Below are 16645 nucleotides of genomic sequence, written 5' to 3'. Positions count from 1 at the left end.
AGCTGATGCCAACGAAGACCCGGCCGGTAATCGGCGTGATCGGCAACGCGTATCGCATTGAGAACAGGTTCTCCGTCCAGGCGGTCGGAGAAAACAACCTTCGTGCGGTCGCGGAAGTGGCCAATGCCCTGCCGATGATGTTTGCCGGCACCCCCGACATTACCGATATCGGTCAGGTGCTCGATCTGGTCGATGGCATTCTGCTCACCGGCGCGCGTGCCAATGTCCACCCGACCCGGTTCGGCATGGAAGCCCATGCCCGTCACGAGCCCTATGACAACGGCCGCGATGCGGTGGCTCTGGCCATGATCGAAGCCTGTGTCGCGCGCGGAGTCCCGATTTTCGGTATCTGCCGCGGATTGCAAGAGATGAACGTCGCATTCGGCGGTTCATTGCATCCCGAGATCCGCGAGATTCCCGGCCGTATCAATCATCGCATGCCGCGGCTCGAGAGCGGCGAGATCCATCCCGATCCGGCCGTCGTATTTGCCGATCGCCACGACGTGCATCTGACCAGCAACGGCACCTTCGCCAGCCTGCTGGGGCGCGAGACCATCACGGTCAATTCCCTGCATGGTCAGGGCATCGATGTCCCTGGCGAGCGAGTGGTGATCGAGGGTATTGCCGAGGACGGCACCATCGAGGCCATCCGCATTGCCGATGCGCCGAGCTTCGCGCTCGGTGTGCAATGGCACGCCGAATATGATCCGCAGATCAACCCGATCAACCGGACGCTGTTTCAGGCCTTCGGCGAGGCAGTGGCCGCTCGCAGGCAGCGTGGGGCCTTCACGGCTGCGGCCGCGCCGCTATCAGCAGGAATGCGCTGAGCGCGGCTGCGACACAGAGCACAGCACCCGCGACCGTCGCTGCTGCAAAGGCGCTGATCAGCGCCGGCCCCTTTGCCGCCATAACCGATCCGATCAGCGCCGTGACCACAAGACCGCCCGTGCGTGCGACCGCGCTGTTGAAGCCCGATGCAGACCCGGTGTGACGCGCATCGACGGACATCAGCACGGCCGTCGTCAGAGGTGCGACAGCGCCGGCCATGCCGATGGCGATGACGACCATGGCGGGGAAGACACTGGTCCAGTAGCTGGTGTCGGGACCGATTCGGAGCGCCAGCAGAAAACCCATCGCCACAATCACCGGTCCCAGCGTCAGCATGATCCTCGGGCCGGTTCTGGCTGCGAGCGAGCCAGCAAGCGGTGATGTCAAAGAGATGACAAGCGGCAAGGGCAGCAGCGCGGCACCGGCCTGTGTCGCCGTGTAGCCGGCGGCTTCGATCAGGAGAAAAGGCATCAAGACGAACAGCCCACCGAGTGCGCCGTACAACAAGAATGTCAGCAGCGTCAGGCCGACGAAGCTCGCCGACCCGAACAGTGCGAGCGGCATCATCGCGCGTTCGCCTTTGCGGCCTTCCACCCACACGAAAACGAGCAACAGCAGGAGTCCTGCGACGAGCGCGCCAAGCGTGAAACCCGTCCAATCATGTGACGTAGCTTCGGTCAGACTCCAGGTCGTCAGGCCAAGTCCCGCAGTCGCGAGGATGGCGCCGAGACTATCGAGCGGCTCGTCGCTGTCGTGTCGATCGCGGGGGATGCCTAGCCAGGCAAGCACCATTGCCACCAATGCGATCGGCACATTGATGAGAAAGATGAGATGCCAGCTGCCGATGTCGATCAGCCATCCGCCCAGCACCGGGCCGAGCGCGCCGGCGGCAGCGCCGCTGGCAGCCCAGATGCCGATAGCGCGGCCCTTGGCTTCGCCGGAAAACGTCTGGCCGAGGATCGCCAGGCTGTTCGGCATCAGCATCGCCGCGCTGACGCCCTGAAGGAAACGCGCGGCCAGCAGCAGAGGCAGGCTGGGCGCCACAGCGCAGGCCAGCGAGGCCAGCGCGAACAGGCCGACTCCGCAGATCAGAAGCCTGCGGCGGCCGAAGCGGTCGCCTGCTGCACCGCCGAGCAAAAGAAGTGCACTGAGCGGCAGCAGATAGGCATTGATCACCCATTGCAGGTCGACGGCATCGGCCTGAAAACTCGCAGCAATGGCCGGAAGTCCGACATTCACCACCGATCCGTCGATGAAGGCCAGGCTGGAGGCCAGAATCGTGGTGGTGATCACCAGGCCGGGATGGCTGATATCATCGATCTTTTCCGTGGCGCCGGCGGCGCCTGCGTCACAAAGCGCATGCAAGGCGTTACTCATGACCGGGTTGTAGGGGGAACGGGAGCTCAGAACAAACCATTGTCCTCCGATCGGGCAATTCCGTTTTGGCCCCGATTGTGCAAGCATCCCGGGCGGTCGTGCCGGGGCGCTCGGTAAGAGAGTCGTCGGCGTGAGATCGGACTGTGTTGAGGAGAGGGACTATGAAACGAATTTATCTGTTGGGGACCATGATCGCCGCGGCGGTCTGCACGACGCAGGCGGGCGCTCAGGAGCTCACCGGCACGCTCAAGAAGATCAAGGACACCGGCGCCATCACCATCGGCTTCCGCGATTCCTCGGTGCCGTTCTCTTATCTGGATGACAATCAGAAGCCCGTCGGTTTCGCCATGGATATCTGCTACAAGATCGTCGATGCGGTGAAGAAAGAGCTGAAGAACGACAAGATCGAGGTGAAGCTCAATCCGGTGACCTCTGCCACCCGTATTCCGCTGATTGCCAACGGCACCGTCGACCTCGAATGCGGCTCGACCACCAACAATGCCGATCGCCAGAAGCAGGTCGCGTTCACCAATACGCACTTCCTGACGGCCAGCCGCTTCGTTTCGAAGAAGGCCGCCAAGCTCGACAAGATCGACGATCTGAAGGGCAAGTCGGTGGTCTCGACCTCCGGCACCACCAACATCAAGCAGCTCACCGAAGCCAATGCCGCGCGTAATCTCGGCATCAACGTCATTCCCGCCAAGGATCACGCCGAAGCATTCCTGATGGTCGAGACCGACCGTGCTGTGGCCTTCGTGATGGATGACATCCTGCTTGCCAGCCTTGCTGCCGGTGCGCGCGATCCGAGCGCCTATGTGATCTCCAAGGACGCGTTCTCGAAAGCTGAGCCCTACGGCATCATGCTCCGCAAGGACGACGCGCCGTTCAAGAAGGTTGTCGATGCGGCCACTGCCGAGCTCTACAAGAGCCCGGAAGGCGCCAAGATCTATGACAAGTGGTTCACGCAGAAGATTCCGCCCAAGGGCCTCAATCTGAACGTTCCGATGGGAGCCGAGCAGAAGAAGGCGTTCGCCAGCCCGTCGGATTCGCCTGATCCCGACGCCTACGCAGCCAACTAACTCTTGCTTACCTCTCCCCGCTTGCGGGGAGAGGTCGTCTTACATGCGCGTAGCGCGTGTAAGACGGGTGAGGGGGAGGCAGCGAGTAAAACACTGGCTCCCCCTCACCCGTCTCGAACGACCCTCGGTCGTTCGATCCACCCTCTCCCCGCAGGCGGGGCGAGGGAAGAAGCAATGGCCCGGCCATTGCATGGGTTTCTGCCTGAGGTTGCCAGGTTTTCGCGTGGACGGCGCGTGGGGGTGAATGCGTGAACTATAACTGGAATTGGGGAATCTTCTGGGATCAGACGCCTGATGCGACGGGGACCTATTTTGGCTCGCTGATGAGCGGCCTTCAGGTCACGATCCTGCTCGCACTCTGCGCCTGGTTCATCGCGTTTGTGATGGGCTCTCTGATCGGCATCATGCGGACCCTGCCTGCGCGCTGGGCGGTGTTTGTCGGCAATGCCTATATCGAGATGTTCCGCAACATTCCGCTGCTGGTGCAGTTGTTCATCTGGTTCTTCGTCGTTCCCGAACTTTTGCCCGGCGATCTCGGCATCTGGATCAAGCAACTGCGCAACGGGCCGTTCATCGCCGCGATGCTCGGGCTTGGCTTCTATATGTCCTCGCGTGTCGCTGCACAGATCACCGCCGGCATCAATGCACTGCCAAAGGGCCAGCGCATGGCCGGCACGGCCATTGGCCTTACCACCTGGCAGACCTATCGCTACATCCTGCTTCCGCTGGCCTATCGCATCATCTTTCCGCCGCTGACCTCCGAATTTCTCAACACCATCAAGAACACGGCGCCCGCACTCACCATCGGTGTGCTTGAACTGACGGCACGGGCGCGGTCCATGCAGGAGTTCTCGTTCCAGGTGTTCGAGGCCTTCTCGGCTGCGGCCGCCATCTACCTCGTCCTCAGTGCCGTCGTGACGATCGGAATGCGCATCCTCGAAAAGCGCCTGGCGATCCCCGGCTTCAACGAGGGGAAATAAGCGATGTTCAGCAATTTCGATTACGACGTCATCTGGCGTAGCCTGCCCTACCTGTTTCAGCAGGGCATGGCGTTCACCCTCACGCTGACGGCTATTGCGACGGTCTTCGGTCTCATCCTCGGCACCTTGATCGCGATGATGCGGCTGTCGTCCAGTGCCGTGCTGTCGGGCTTCGCCGTAAGCTACGTCAATCTGATGCGCTCGCTGCCGCTCGTGCTGGTGATCTTCCTGTTCTACTTCCTGATGCCCTATGTCGGACAGTGGATCATCCGCTCCGATCAGCCGGTACAGGTCGGCGCCTACGCCTCGACTATCGTCACCTTCACGCTGTTCGAGGCTGCCTATTTCTCCGAGATCATGCGTGCCGGCATCCAGTCGGTGCCGCGGGGGCAGGTGATGGCCGGTTATGCCATCGGCCTCAACTATCGCGAGGTGATGCGCCATGTCGTGCTGCCGCAGGCGTTCCGCAACATGCTGCCGGTGATCTTCACCCAGACCATCGTGCTGTTCCAGGACACATCGCTGGTCTACGTGCTGTCGATCACGGATTTTCTGGGTGCTGCGTCCAAGGTCGCACAGCGCGACGGTCGTCTCACCGAAATGTATCTGTTCGCGGCGCTGGTCTACTTCCTGATCTGCTTCACCGCGTCATTCTTTGTGAAGCGCTTGCAGAAGCGCATCAGCATCATCCGCTAGCCACTTTCGCTTTCAGTCTTTGCCTCCAACTATCGGTCGCTCATCATGCCCATGATCACCATCGAAAAAGTCAGCAAGTGGTACAACCCGCAGTTCCAGGTGTTGAAGAACTGCACGACGGCCGTTGAGAAAGGCGAGGTGGTCGTCGTCTGCGGTCCCTCGGGATCTGGCAAGTCGACGCTGATCAAGACCGTGAATGCGCTGGAGCCCGTGCAGCAGGGCACCATCATGGTCGATGGACTGAATGTGACGACGATGAAGAAGGACCTGCCGAAGCTGCGCTCACGCGTCGGCATGGTGTTTCAGCACTTCGAACTGTTTCCGCATCTGAAGATCGTCGAGAACCTGTGTCTCGGCCAGACCATCGTGCTCGGCCGCTCCGAAGATGCGGCGAAGGCCAAGGCCATGAAGATGCTGGAGCGCGTCGGCCTCACGGCGCATGCGCAGAAATATCCCGGCCAGCTCTCCGGCGGTCAGCAGCAGCGCGTCGCCATTGCGCGCGCGCTGGTGATGGATCCTATCTGCATGCTGTTCGACGAACCGACCTCGGCGCTCGATCCCGAAATGATCAACGAGGTGCTCGACGTCATGGTCGAGCTCGCCAAGGAAGGCATGACCATGATGGTGGTGACCCACGAAATGGGCTTCGCCAAGAAGGTCGCCAACCGTGTCATCTTCATGGATGCCGGTGAGATCGTCGAGGATGCGCAGAAGGAAGACTTCTTCGGCCATCCGCGCAGCGATCGGGCCCAGCAGTTCCTGTCGAAGATCCTCGCGCACTGACGCAAGAGCGGGCGCATACAGCATCGCGCAAGTGCCTCAAGTTTATGCAGATTCTTGAATGCTGCATGACGGGGCAATTAACGAATGTGTCAGAAATGGAGTGGTATCCTTCAACCGTGAGGGCGAGGGCCTGTTGGTCCGCTGATTGAACTCCACCGGAGCGATCGGGTCTTTGTCCTCACGGACAATTCCACGACGCCACGTTCTCAGCCTCTGCCCAATGCTTCTCTGACCGTCTTCCAACGACCCGAGCCGAGGCTGCGCGAGCCATGCTTGCGCGCGTCCTGACTTGGCCCTTCTCCGGAAAGTGCATCGCATGATCAAGATCAACAGTGTCGGCAACAAATTGGGTCTTGCCGGTCTCGTTGGCATCTTGCTCTCGGCGGGCGTCGTGGCGAACCAGATGAGGACCGAGACCGCGATCTCGGAGGTCAACCGTCTGGCCGATGTGCAGCAGAAAATCGCCGATAGCGCGATGGAGGCCGACGGCCAGATGCGCGCCATGCAGGTGGCCAGTCAAGGCCTGCGCATGGCCATCACGACACCCGAGATTGACAAGAACGCGGCCGAGATCAGGGCCGCCAAGGCTGCGCAGGACCGCATCATCGATGCCGCGTCCGCCCTGGCGACCAGGCAGGAATACAAGGACAATTTCGCGAAGATTAAATCGCTGACGTCAACCTATCTCGCCGCTGCCGACGAGATCGTCGGTCTGCAGAAGAAACTGCTCGAGCTCTATCGCAACCGCAACGTCGCCGTGATCGACTGGAACCGGCATCTCGACCAGCTGCGCCTCACCACTGCCGTGACCGAGGCGACGAACTGGCCTGAAGTCGATGGACAGCTCAAGATCGCGGACAATGCCATCAACGCTGTGCAGGCAGCCGCATGGCGTTATGCGTCGATGAATGAAGTCACGCAAAAGGGTCAGATTATCACCCGGGCCAAGGTGCTGACCGACGCACTGGCCAAGGCCAGCGTGTTCGAAGACAGCGAGCTCGTGCAGAGCGGTCTGATCCAGCTCGGCACCGACATGAAGAAATTCATGACGGCCACCGATGAAGCGATCGGCAGTAACGACCAGAAGACCGATATCGTCCGCACCAAAATCACGCCCGCCGCTGTGGCAGCATCTCAACTGGTCGCGCAATCGGTCTCGTCGGCGAAGGCTGCGGTTGGAGAGGCCCGGGCGCAGGCCGCCGAGGAAATGGCACGATCCGGCCAGGTCAATCTCGCGCTCGGCCTCGCGGTCGTGCTGGTGCTGATCTGCACCATGGTGTTCTCCTTTGTCGGCGTCGCACGGCCGATGACGCGCCTGAACGGCGCCATGGGCAAGATGGCGGCCGGCGATCTCGATGTCGTCATCCCCGGCGCCAAGCGTGGCGACGAAATCGGCGATATCGCCAAGACCGTTACGGTCATTCGCGCCAATGCCGAACAGAAGGCACGCGACGAGGCGTCGGCCCGCGTCGATCAGGACAATCTGGCCGCGGCGTCGCGCAAGCGCGAAATGGTCGAGCTCGCCGGGACGTTCGAACGCGCCGTCGGCAATATCGTCGACAACGTCTCCTCGGCGTCGAACAGACTCGAGGAGTCCGCGGGCGCGCTGACGGCAACAGCCGAACAGGCCAAGGAGCTGACCGCTGCAGTCGTTGCTGCATCGGACGAGGCATCCACCAATGTGCAGGCGGTTGCGTCATCGACCGAAGAGATGTCGTCATCGGTCAACGAGATCAGCCGGCAGGTCCAGGAATCTGCGAATATCGCCAACTCGGCCGTGGCGCAGGCGCGCAAGACCAATGAGCGTGTGGCCGAGCTCGCCAAGGCAGCGGCCCGGATCGGCGATGTCGTCGAGCTCATCAATACCATTGCCGGCCAGACCAACCTGCTGGCGCTCAACGCCACCATCGAAGCGGCGCGCGCCGGCGATGCGGGCCGCGGCTTTGCGGTGGTTGCGTCCGAGGTGAAGGCGCTGGCCGAACAGACCGCCAAGGCGACGGGCGACATCAGCCACCAGATCAACGGTATCCAGGCGGCGACCCAGGAATCCGTCGGCGCCATCAAGGAGATCGGTGACACCATCGGCCGCATGTCCGAGATCGCCTCGACCATCGCCTCTGCCGTCGAGCAGCAGGGCGCGGCAACCCAGGAAATCTCGCGCAATGTTCAGCAGGCAGCGCAGGGCACGATGCAGGTGACGTCGAACATCACCGATGTACAGCGTGGCGCCAGCGCGACCGGATCAGCTTCGACGCAAGTGCTGTCCGCGGCGCAGTCGCTGTCCGGCGAAAGCGCGCGGCTCAAGCTCGAAGTCGGCAAGTTCCTGGACTCCGTCCGGGCCGCATAAATTCATGCTCCTCCCATAATGGGGGAAGCAGCAACGAAGACGGCGCCCGTCGCCGAAGCCAGATCAGATCCCACCTAGGAAGCCAATGATGTCGCTGCTCAATCTCCGTATCCGCGGTCGCCTCTATGGTGGTTTCGGCGCGCTGGTCCTGTTTGGTCTCGCCAGTTCGGGATTTGCCGTCTGGCAGATGACGGAAGTTGGAACGCAGGTCGACTCCCTGAACATTCTTTCGGCCAACACGATCCGGGCCTCGGAGATCGCCTCCGAACTGCACGCGATCCGCGGTGCCGTGTTGCGCTATTCGTTCGATCAGGATGAAGCGGCGCTTGCGGATGCCGACAAGCGTCTCGCCGGGGTCACCGCCAGCCTGGATACGGTGATCAAGACCAGCCGCTCGGAAGAGCGCCGCGCCGCCTACCGCACCATCGAGAAGGACGTTGCCGACGTGAAGGCGCAGCGCCAGGCGCTTGGCGAGGCCATCAAGCAGATGGTCGCCGGCCGGGAAGTGCTGCAGGAAGCCGGCGACAAGCTGTCATCCAGCCTGCGCAAACTGGTGATCAGCACGCGCAACACCATGTATGGCCAGGGTTCGACCAAGCTCGAATCCGATACGCTCATGGTGCAGATTGCGAATTGGCGCTTCTTCGTTAGCCGCGACGAGAAGCATATCGAATCGTTCAAGGATCACGTCCGCATCGCCGAGCAGCAGATCGGCGAGATGGAGAAGATGCAGATGCCGCCGACGCTCAGTGCGTTGTTCGGCACTATCCGCAGCAACCTGAAGAGCTACGCCGCCCAGTTCGAGAAGGCTGCCGCCAGCCTGCAGACGGCAGATGGCATCTTCAACAAGTCGATCAGCCCGACCGTCGTGAAAGCGATCGGCAAGGTCGAGACCATCAAATCCGACATCCAGCAGGTTCAGTCGCAAACCGTCGCCGCAACCAGCAACCGCATGTCGACGACGAGCATGCTGCAGCAGATCGTGGCCGGCGTCGCTACTGTGGTCGGTCTAGCGATTGCCTTCCTGATCGCGCGCGGCATTATTGGCCCTCTGTCGGGCCTGACGGCTGGCATGAAGCGGCTCGCTGACGGGGATTTCAGCGTGGTGCTGCCGGGTCTCGCCCGCAAGGACGAGGTCGGCGACATGGCGCGTGCGGTCGAGACCTTCAAGGTACGAGCCGAGGAGAAGGCGCGCGCCGAAGCCGAAGCCAAGCTGACGCAGGACCAGCAGGCAGCGATTCAGCGCCGCCGGGACATGATCCGTCTCGCGGACGATTTCGAGGGCGCCGTCGGCAGCATCGTCGAGAACGTGTCATCGGCCTCGAGCCAGCTCGAAGAATCGGCGGGCGGACTGACTGCGACCGCCGAGCAATCCCGCCAGCTCACCGCCATCGTGGCCGCAGCCTCCGACGAAGCGTCGACCAATGTGCAGGCGGTGGCGTCATCCACCGAGGAGATGTCGTCCTCGGTCAACGAGATCAGCCGTCAGGTTCAGGAGTCGGCCAATATCGCCAACTCCGCGGTGGCACAGGCCCGCAAGACCAATGATCGCGTGGCTGAGCTTGCCAAGGCGGCCGCGCGGATCGGCGATGTTGTCGAGCTGATCAACACGATTGCCGGCCAGACCAATCTGCTGGCGCTCAATGCCACCATTGAAGCGGCGCGCGCCGGCGATGCCGGTCGCGGCTTCGCGGTCGTTGCATCGGAAGTAAAGGCGCTCGCCGAACAGACGGCCAGGGCAACCGGCGACATCAGTCACCAGATCTCCGGCATCCAGGCCGCGACTGAAGAGTCGGTCGGCGCCATCAAGGAAATCGGGGACACCATCGGCCGCATGTCGGAGATCGCGTCGACCATCGCATCTGCCGTCGAGCAGCAGGGTGCGGCGACACAGGAGATCTCGCGCAACGTTCAGCAGGCCGCGCAAGGCACGATGCAGGTGAGCTCGAACATTCTGGATGTGCAGCGCGGCGCGAGCAACACGGGTTCAGCGTCGTCGCAGGTCTTGTCCGCTGCGCAATCGCTGTCCGGCGAAAGCGCGCGGTTGAAGCGCGAAGTCGGCAAGTTTCTGGACTCCGTTCGCGCGGCATAGGACAAAACGTCACACGATCGCGCGCGTTCGCCTGACGAATAAGATACAACTAGCAAACAGCCCGGATGCGTCATCGCATCCGGGCTGTTTGTTTTGGTGAGTCAAACGATGACACGCGCGACAAAAAGTCATTCCACTTTAAAGCGTTTGCGCGGCTGAAATTAACCTGAAGTTCTCGCAACCTGACGATGATCGGATTCGAGATTGCCTCTTGCGTTGCGGGTGCGATTCGCGACGTGCAAGGTTGGCTGTCAGTGGTTCTCCCAAGAAGGGCATGTCGCATGTCGCTATTCAATCTCCGCATCCGTGGCAGGCTGTATGGGGGCTTCGGTGCGCTCGTGCTGTTCGGGTTGGCCATGGCGGGTTTCGCGGTGTGGAAACTCACGGAAATTCGCGACGACGTCTCGGCGATGAATGCCCAGTCCGCCAATGCGATGCGCTCGATGGAGATTTCGGCGGAACTCCAGGCGCTTCGCCGCGCGATGCTGCGCTATACATTCGATCAGGACGAGGCGTCATTCGCTGAAGCCGAAAAGCTGCTGACTCAGGTCGGTGGTGTGCTGGAAGAGACGATCAAGGCGAGCTCGGAGGAGCGTCGGGGGGTCTATCGCGAGGTCGAAAAGACGATCAATGATTTGAAGAGCAAGCGAGTCGATCTCGGCAACACCGTCAAGGAGATGATCGACGGCCGCAAGGCACTGCTTGCCGAAGGTGAAAAGCTTCAGACGGACCTGAAGAAGCTCGTGCTCTCGACCCGCAGCTCACCATTTGCGCAAGGGTCGACGACGCTGCAATCCGAAACCCTCCTGGTCCAGATGGCGAACTGGCGGTTCTTTGCCGGCCGCGATCAGGACAATGTGACGCTGTTCGCGAACAGCGTGAAGAATGCGCAGCAACAGATCGCCGAGATGGAAAAGTTCGACATGCCGCCAAGCCTTGCGGCGCTGTTCGAGTCGATCAAGAAGGGACTGGTCAGCTACTCCAGCGTGTTCGATAAGGCGTCCAACAACCTGCTGAAGATGGATCAACTCTATTACAACTCGATCACTCCGATGGTGGTCAGCGCCATCCGCAAGACCGACGGCATCAAGGCAGCGATCCAGCAGGAGGTCGTGAGCGCGACGACAGCCAATGAGCAGCGCATTTCCGGCACGATCACGCTGCAGCAGATCGTGGCCGGCGCAGCGACCATCACCGGTCTGCTGATTGCGTTCCTGATCGCGCGCGGCATCATCGGGCCACTGTCGGGTCTGACGGCGGGCATGAAGCAGCTCGCCGAGGGCAATTTCGGCGTGGTGCTGCCGGGGCTCGGCCGCAAGGACGAGGTCGGCGACATGGCGCAGGCTGTCGAGACATTCAAGGTCAAGGCGGAAGAGAAAGCCCAGGCGGAAGCCGAGGCACGGATCACGCAGGATCAGGCGGCGGCCTTGCAACGCAAGCAGGACATGATCCGGCTCGCCGACGATTTCGAAGGTACGGTCGGTGAAATAGTCGAGGCGGTGTCGTCCGCGTCGACCGAATTGGAAGCCTCGGCCAGCACGCTGACGTCGACAGCGGATCGGTCGCAGCAGCTCACCACGGTCGTCGCGACGGCGTCGGAAGAAGCCTCCACCAACGTGCAGTCGGTGGCGTCCGCCACTGAGGAAATGGCGTCGTCCATCACCGAGATCGGGCGTCAGGTTCAGGAATCAGCACGTATCGCCAACGAGGCCGTGGATCAGGCGCAGAAGACCAACGACCGCGTCGGCGAGTTGTCGAAAGCTGCCGGCCGCATTGGCGCGGTGGTCGAGCTGATCAACACCATTGCGGGGCAGACTAACCTGCTGGCGCTCAATGCCACCATCGAGGCGGCACGTGCCGGCGATGCCGGCCGCGGCTTCGCAGTGGTCGCGTCCGAGGTGAAGGCGCTCGCCGAGCAGACCGCCAAGGCCACCGGCGAGATCAGCCAGCAGATCGCGAGCATCCAGACTGCGACCGATGATTCCGTCTCGGCGATCCGCGAGATCGGCACGACCATCGGCAAGATGTCGGAGATCGCGTCCACGATCGCTTCGGCTGTCGAAGAGCAGGGCGCGGCGACGCAGGAGATTTCCCGTAACGTGCAGCAGGCTGCGCAAGGCACGATGCAGGTCTCGTCCAACATCGTCGACGTGCAGCGCGGCGCGAGCGAGACCGGCGGCGCGTCGTCTCAGGTGCTGTCGGCAGCGCAGTCGCTCTCGTCAGATAGCAACCGTCTGAAGCATGAAGTTAGTCGCTTCCTGAACTCGGTCCGCGCGGCCTGAGTTCTCCAACATCGCAATTCACCGGCTTGAGTAACGGTGCGTTCTCCGCGCACTGCCATTCAAGCTGCTATACGCTCCGAGAGAACTCTGGGTCTCGAAATATCCCGTGCAGGGCATCGCATGATGAGATTGCAATTTTAGATCGTTAATTCAGAACCTCTGATGCCTGAACTCGAACTCCATCACTGTCTGAAAAGTCCGAATTGCTCGACGACCATTGCGGTACCGGCTCAATTTGAGTGATTGCATCATCGGCGCGTTAACGTTTGTGTCAGAAGCGCGGTGGTAGGTTCCTGCCCATGAGCAGGTGATTTGATCGATCATCGAACGTATCGCCCGCTCATATGAGCCGATGACGCTTCTCGTTCAGGATCGGCTCACGCCAAGCTTCGCGTGCCCGTCGGATTGCCGCCGGGCTGCGCCAAAAATGACAACCGCTTAGCATTCGACCATTTCACGCGACGCCGGACTCCGTCCGGCGAAGGACGACCCGACTCATTTTTCTGCCACTTCATTCCCAGGGACTGTCATGGCCTTCATCCAGAATCTGCGCATCGGCACCAAGCTCGCGATTGCGTCCGGGCTCGGCATTATTCTCCTCGGTGTCATGATCTATATGCAGACGATGGGAAGCGCAGGCGTTCGCCAGTCATATCAGACGGCCGGCGTCTATCAGGGTATTGCGCAGAACGCTGCCGAGGCCAAGGCCTCGTTTCGCGGCATGCAGATCGGCGTGCGTGACTTCCTCGGGGCAACGAAAGTGGCCGATGTCCAGAAGGCCGCCGACTATTTCACGGCGCGTACTACCGCTGGCCTTAAATTTTCGGCTCAGATGCTCAAGCTTGCGACCGCACCGGACGAGCGCGAGCGCATCGGCAAATTCCTCGACATGATGACGACCCTCGGTAAGGGCGGCGACAAGATCGGTGTAATCCGCACAGATATCTTGAATCTGCAGGCGACGCGCAACGAAGCTGGCGAATTGTCTGCGGATGCCTCCGCGCGCATCACCACACTGGGCGCGGAGATCGTGAAGCTCCGCACCGACGTGCTGCTACCCATGAGTGCAGAACTCGACAAGCTGGCCGATACGATCGTCAATCTGGCTAAGGAGAAGGTCGAGCAGCAGACGAGCGCTGCGGCGAACGAGGCCGCTGCGACCGAGCGGGACTCGCTAATTCTCGGTGGTGTGGTCGCCCTGATGCTGATCGGAACCTGCGTGTTCTCGGTGTTCACCATCGGGCGTCCGATGCGCGCGCTGAGCCGTTCAATGGAAGAACTCGCCGAGGGCAATTTCGGCGAGGTGTTGCCGGGCTTGGGCCGCAAGGACGAGATCGGCGACGTCGCTGGCGCCGTGGAGAAGTTCAAGGTCAAGGCACAGGAGCGCGCCCGCGCCGAAGCCGATGCTCAAAAGCAGCAGGAGCAGATCGCCGCCGAGCAGCGCAAGCGCGAGATGATCGCGCTGGCGAACGATTTTGAGAGTGCGGTCGGCGAGATCGTCGAAACAGTGTCGTCGGCATCGACCGAACTCGAAGCGTCGGCGGGCACGCTGACGTCGTCTGCCGAGCGTTCGCAGCATTTGACCACCATGGTGGCGGCCGCTTCGGAAGAGGCTTCGACGAACGTCCAATCCGTGGCATCGGCGACCGAGGAAATGGCGTCATCGGTGAACGAGATCAGCCGCCAGGTTCAGGAATCTGCGCGTATCGCCAGCGAGGCCGTACAGCAGGCCCAGAAGACCAACGACCGTGTCGGCGAGCTATCCAAGGCGGCCAGCCGTATCGGCGACGTGGTCGAGCTGATCAATAGCATCGCGGGGCAGACCAACCTTCTGGCGCTCAATGCGACCATCGAAGCCGCCCGCGCCGGTGAAGCGGGCCGCGGCTTCGCCGTGGTGGCGGCCGAGGTGAAGACGCTCGCAGAGCAGACCGCCAAGGCGACCGGCGAGATCAGCATGCAGATCGGCAGCATCCAGTCCGCCACGGACGAATCGGTCAGTGCCATCCGCGAGATCGGCGTCACCATCGGCCGGATGTCGGAAATTTCGTCCACGATTGCTTCGGCCGTCGAAGAGCAGGGTGCCGCCACCCAGGAGATTTCCCGCAACGTGCAGCAAGCCGCGCATGGCACCCAGCAGGTCTCGTCCAACATTACGGATGTGCAGCGCGGCGCCAGCGAGACCGGATCGGCCTCGTCGCAGGTTCTTTCGGCAGCACAGTCGCTGTCGTCGGACGGCGCGCGGCTAAAGGTCGAAGTCGCGCGGTTCCTCAACTCTGTTCGCGCGGCCTAGGCCATGCGGGATCAGAACTGATCATTCTATCGAGCGATAACAGGACGTCCAGCCATGCTCTCGAACATCTCTATCAAAGCCAAGATCACCATCGTTATCGCTTTTCTGTTAATCGCAATGACGGGGATGGGGGCGCTTGCTGTCAGCAAGATGCAGACAATTAACGCCAATGCGTCGGACATCCAGAAGAACTGGCTTCCAAGCGTCCGTGTGCTCGGCGGGCTGCGGGCGACGACCATCGATTATCGCAATCTGGTGCGCGCGCACATCCTCGCAGCCAATGCTGACCAGATGCAGAAGACCGAGGCTGGTATCGACACCATCGTCAAGCGGGCCACCGATGAGCGGACTGCCTATGACAAGTTGGTATCGAGCCCCGAAGAGCGCGCAATCTTCAACGACTGGAGCAAGGAGTGGGACAACTACGTATCACGCAGCCAGGAAATCTTTGTGCTCGATCGCAAGAATCTCGGCAAAAGCAGTCAGGAAGCCCATGAGCTCAATCTGAATGTGATCAATCCGCTGGGATCCAAAGCCGATTTTGCCCTGCGCAAGGCCATCGAATTCAACGACAAGGGTGCGGCAGCATCGGGACAGAAGGCCGATGAGAGCTATGGTTCGGCGCTGATGACAGTCATCGCGATCATTGCAGCGACGGCGGTCATCGGCATCGGTGTCGGCATTTATCTGGTCAAGGACGTGTCGTCGGGTATCGCTTCGATCGTGCAACCGATGCAGGCGCTGAGCGCCGGCGATCTCACGGCGCATGTGGCGCATCAGGGCGAAAAGACCGAGATCGGCGCGATGGCCGACACGCTTCAGGTGTTCAAACAGGCGCTGATCGACAAGCGCGCGGCGGATGAAGCTGCCTCTGCCGACGCCGAAGCCAAGATCGAGCGTGGTCGCCGCGTTGACAACATCACCCGCGAATTCGAATCGATGATTGGCGAGATCGTGGAGACCGTATCGTCGGCATCGACCGAACTCGAGGCCTCCGCAAGCACGCTGACCGCGACGGCCGAACGTTCCCAGGACCTAGCCACTACAGTGGCGGCAGCGTCCGAAGAAGCCTCCACCAACGTCCAGTCGGTGGCATCGGCCACTGAAGAAATGGCCTCGTCGGTCAACGAGATCAGCCGACAGGTGCAGGAGTCGGCGAGCATCGCCAATCAGGCGGTCGACCAAGCGCGGCGCACCAACGATCGCGTCAGCGAACTCGCCAGCGCTGCGTCCCGCATTGGGGACGTTGTCGAGCTCATCAACAATATCGCCGGCCAGACAAACCTGCTCGCGCTCAACGCAACCATCGAGGCGGCGCGTGCCGGTGAAGCGGGCCGGGGCTTCGCGGTCGTGGCTTCCGAAGTAAAGGCATTGGCCGAGCAGACTGCCAAGGCGACTGGCGAGATCTCGACGCAGATCTCCGGTATCCAGGCGGCGACGCAGGAATCGGTTGGCGCCATCAAGGAGATCGGCGACACCATCGGCCGGATGTCCGAGATTGCCTCGACCATCGCATCGGCGGTGGAAGAGCAGGGCGCCGCAACGCAGGAGATTTCGCGTAACGTCCAGCAGGCGGCACAGGGTACCATGCAGGTCTCGTCGAACATCACCGATGTGCAGCGCGGAGCGTCCGAGACCGGCTCTGCGTCGTCGCAAGTGCTTTCGGCCGCGCGGTCGTTGTCATCGGACAGCACACGTCTCAAGAATGAAGTCGGCAAGTTCTTGAACTCGGTGCGCGCTGCCTGACGGGCTTGAACACAAGTGTACAGCGTAAAAAGCCGGCGCGTGAGCGTCGGCTTTTTTGCGCGATAGTGTTGTTATGCGCGAGCGCTACGTTCGCTCAAGAAGCCATGCACGAGAAGCAGTCATGATGCACTGCTCCTTAACTTTA

At 61.5% G+C, this 16645-nt stretch carries 11 protein-coding genes; 10 read left to right on the top strand and 1 reads right to left on the bottom strand.

Annotated elements, in window-relative coordinates; genetic code table 11:
- The first annotated feature begins 5 nt into the window (after positions 1-5).
- On the top strand, positions 6-827 hold the full coding sequence (locus tag AB7813_RS16290) for a gamma-glutamyl-gamma-aminobutyrate hydrolase family protein (RefSeq protein ID WP_120287183.1): 822 nt from the start codon (positions 6-8) through the stop codon (positions 825-827).
- On the opposite strand, the gene AB7813_RS16285 is transcribed toward AB7813_RS16290, so the two are convergent.
- Positions 787-2205: a DHA2 family efflux MFS transporter permease subunit gene (locus tag AB7813_RS16285; RefSeq protein ID WP_231079165.1), complete on the bottom strand. Its 1419-nt coding sequence runs from the start codon at positions 2203-2205 to the stop codon at positions 787-789. The two genes, AB7813_RS16290 and AB7813_RS16285, sit on opposite strands and share 41 nt — an antisense overlap.
- 161 nt (positions 2206-2366) lie before the next feature.
- Here AB7813_RS16285 and AB7813_RS16280 point away from each other — a divergent pair, with 161 nt between their 5' ends.
- From AB7813_RS16280 to AB7813_RS16240, 9 genes are all read left to right on the top strand, one after another.
- Positions 2367-3284 carry an amino acid ABC transporter substrate-binding protein gene (locus AB7813_RS16280; RefSeq protein WP_093757187.1) on the top strand — a complete coding sequence of 306 codons (918 nt, stop codon included), beginning with the start codon at positions 2367-2369 and terminating at the stop codon, positions 3282-3284.
- A gap of 248 nt (positions 3285-3532) precedes the next feature.
- A complete protein-coding gene (locus AB7813_RS16275) occupies positions 3533-4264 on the top strand; it encodes an amino acid ABC transporter permease (protein ID WP_068728920.1) in 732 nt (243 codons plus the stop codon).
- A gap of 3 nt (positions 4265-4267) precedes the next feature.
- Complete coding sequence (locus tag AB7813_RS16270) at positions 4268-4960, top strand: amino acid ABC transporter permease (RefSeq protein ID WP_068728918.1); 693 nt, start codon at positions 4268-4270, stop codon at positions 4958-4960.
- A gap of 51 nt (positions 4961-5011) precedes the next feature.
- Positions 5012-5743, top strand: coding sequence for an amino acid ABC transporter ATP-binding protein (locus AB7813_RS16265; RefSeq protein WP_120288011.1), 732 nt, complete (start codon positions 5012-5014; stop codon positions 5741-5743).
- A 316-nt stretch (positions 5744-6059) separates the two neighbouring features.
- Positions 6060-8090, top strand: a complete 2031-nt coding sequence (locus AB7813_RS16260; protein WP_439065068.1) for a methyl-accepting chemotaxis protein — start codon at positions 6060-6062, stop codon at positions 8088-8090.
- A gap of 88 nt (positions 8091-8178) precedes the next feature.
- On the top strand, positions 8179-10182 hold the full coding sequence (locus tag AB7813_RS16255; RefSeq protein ID WP_439065067.1) for a methyl-accepting chemotaxis protein: 2004 nt from the start codon (positions 8179-8181) through the stop codon (positions 10180-10182).
- Positions 10183-10463: 281 nt separating this feature from the next.
- Positions 10464-12464, top strand: coding sequence for a methyl-accepting chemotaxis protein (locus AB7813_RS16250; protein ID WP_441228241.1), 2001 nt, complete (start codon positions 10464-10466; stop codon positions 12462-12464).
- 529 nt (positions 12465-12993) lie between these two features.
- Entirely contained in the window at positions 12994-14754 is a 1761-nt protein-coding gene (locus AB7813_RS16245) for a methyl-accepting chemotaxis protein (RefSeq protein ID WP_439083994.1), read from the top strand.
- A 54-nt stretch (positions 14755-14808) separates the two neighbouring features.
- Positions 14809-16500: a methyl-accepting chemotaxis protein gene (locus AB7813_RS16240; protein ID WP_439065064.1), complete on the top strand. Its 1692-nt coding sequence runs from the start codon at positions 14809-14811 to the stop codon at positions 16498-16500.
- Positions 16501-16645 lie beyond the last annotated feature (145 nt).

This window comes from Tardiphaga sp. 20_F10_N6_6 (genome assembly GCF_052076045.1).
GTDB classification, from domain to species: Bacteria; Pseudomonadota; Alphaproteobacteria; order Rhizobiales; family Xanthobacteraceae; genus Tardiphaga; species Tardiphaga robiniae.
The sequence above is the reverse complement of the archived record's forward strand: the minus strand, read 5'-3'. Positions and strand labels throughout refer to the sequence as shown.